Origin of the sequence: Acidithiobacillus sp. (assembly GCF_023255755.1) — a bacterium.
In the GTDB taxonomy this organism is placed as follows: Bacteria; Pseudomonadota; Gammaproteobacteria; order Acidithiobacillales; family Acidithiobacillaceae; genus Acidithiobacillus.
Map to the genome: position 1 here is coordinate 15,326 of NZ_JAGDVS010000186.1, position 1,936 is coordinate 17,261.

2 protein-coding genes and 1 tRNA gene are annotated in these 1,936 nt (G+C 56.7%); 1 reads left to right on the plus strand and 2 read right to left on the minus strand.

All coding sequences use genetic code 11. The features are described from left to right. Nucleotides 1–54 precede the first annotated feature (54 nt). A complete protein-coding gene (wrbA, locus tag Q0C48_RS13270; RefSeq protein WP_291525125.1) occupies nucleotides 55–657 on the plus strand; it encodes an NAD(P)H:quinone oxidoreductase in 603 nt (200 codons plus the stop codon). A 34-nt stretch (nucleotides 658–691) separates the two neighbouring features. On the opposite strand, the gene Q0C48_RS13275 is transcribed toward wrbA, so the two are convergent. After that, nucleotides 692–1,444 (minus strand): DUF2249 domain-containing protein, encoded by a 753-nt coding sequence (locus Q0C48_RS13275; protein ID WP_291525126.1) that lies wholly within the window; start codon nucleotides 1,442–1,444, stop codon nucleotides 692–694. 84 nt (nucleotides 1,445–1,528) lie between these two features. After that, a tRNA-Leu gene (locus Q0C48_RS13280) sits at nucleotides 1,529–1,613 on the minus strand. Between the last annotated feature and the right edge of the window lie 323 nt (nucleotides 1,614–1,936).

Sequence of the window (1,936 nt, forward strand, 5' to 3'; positions counted from 1 at the left end):
AGAGACAGGGTCTTTACTGCTCAGACAACATCTACCTATCGCAAGGAGTGCGTCATGAGCAAAATACTTGTCCTTTATCACAGCCTCTGGGGCCATGTGGAAACCATGGCGCAGGCCATAGCGGAGGGTGCCCGGGAGGTGGATGGCGTCACCGTTGACCTGAAGCGGGTACCCGAAAGCATGTCGGCGGAGGCTCTGGCGGCTGTTCACGCCAAAACCGACCAGGCCGCCCCGGAAGCCCATCCCGATGATCTCGCGGATTATGATGGCATCCTCTTTGGCACCCCGACCCGATTCGGCAACATGAGCGGTCAAATGCGCAACTTTCTCGACCGCACCGGCAACCTGTGGCAGGAAGGCAAACTGGTAGGCAAGGTCGGCAGTGTTTTTGCCAGCACGGCCACGCAGCACGGCGGTCAGGAAACCACCATCACCTCATCTCATACCTTCCTTTTCCATCAGGGCATGATCGTGGTGGGCGTTCCCTATAGCTGTCAGGAACTGATGAATATGGACGAGATCACCGGCGGCACGCCCTATGGCGCCACGACCATTTCCAAGGGCGATGGGAGCCGCCAGCCCAGCGCCAATGAACTGGCGATCGCTCGATTCCAGGGCCGCCACGTTGCGGGTGTCACTCAGAAGCTCTTCGGTTAATTAACCCGCGTGGTGATTCATCGCCTGTAGTGCTTTAGGGGAATGCTTTATTGACTTGCTGGTCCTCTGCTCCGGCCAGCAGCTCTTTGGATCGGGCCAGGAACTCAGCGGCGCGGCCCCGGTCGCTGTTGTCGGTAGTTTGCCAAATGGGGAAGAGCATGGTTTCTTCACGGTTTTCGTGCTTGGCCAGAGAGCCCGACAGCACTGCGCAAATGGCGGGCAACATGTCATAGTCCTTTTCCAGCAGTGTTTCTTCCACCAATCGGGATTGGACGATGATGCTGTCGTGCTCAAAGAGCATGTCAGCAAGGGGACCTTTTTCCGCGCCGCCACCCAAGGTCGGGCCGATGACATTATTCTCCAGGTGGACATGGCGGCGGAGACCAATCCAATAGTTGTTGAAGATGGCTTCAGCATCTGCTATTCGATTTTCGTTGGCAGCGGCCAACACGTCCGCAAACTGGCGATCCAGGCGGTAGTGATCCCAAGTCAGCAGGTCCACCACGTCCTTGGCTTCTGCTTCGGCGCGGGGTTGTACGTCTATCTGCCAGAGTTTGCCATCGGTCTCAAAACGCCAGGAGATGGCATCGCGCAACTGAAAGGCCACCGCCCGCATCATGGCACTGGGGTCGGTGTCCGCCAATACCTGCACATGCTGACCGACCGCCAGCCGGGTCGTGGCGGCGTAGACGAGAGGTTGGGCCACCGCATAGGACATGCCACGCACGTCGATGACGTTCCGGGCAGAACTTGTGGGTGCGAGAGATATAGCTTGCTGAGTTGGCATGATATGGAGTCCTTGATTGAAGCCTGTCCCCGAATTAGGGAGGAGGCTAAAGGATCAAATAGGAATACTCTTGAGTGGTCTTGTTGGTGCCCAGGGCCGGACTCGAACCGGCACGGCATAAGCCGAGGGATTTTAAGTCCCTTGCGTCTACCGATTTCGCCACCTGGGCAAATAGTAAACTCATTGAAATACAAAATGTTTAAAACTTTATTCCAAGGTGTGACACTTGCCCGCAGACCGTGCTTGTACCCCGCTTATACGCGGGGCAGGCTTCCGATGGTCAAGAAGAGGACAACTGCCCAGGCCGAGGTTAACACAAGCTAACGTGCGCTCGCTACAATGCCCACCCGGCGAACACGGTAAATTTGTTCTCGGGCTCCCTACTCGGGCTGGTTCCAAGACATAAGGGTACCTCATCCAGCGTTCTATGCCTGGCGATTGAGCAGATGGGCTTCATCGCGGGTTACGCTGTGTGGAGGCGATTATTATCTG

Coding starts and splice junctions, on each gene's coding strand:
- wrbA (WP_291525125.1), top strand. CDS start 55: ATGAGCAAAATACTTGTCCTTTATCACAGCCTCTGGGGCCATGTGGAA.
- Q0C48_RS13275 (WP_291525126.1), bottom strand. CDS start 1,444: ATGCCAACTCAGCAAGCTATATCTCTCGCACCCACAAGTTCTGCCCGG.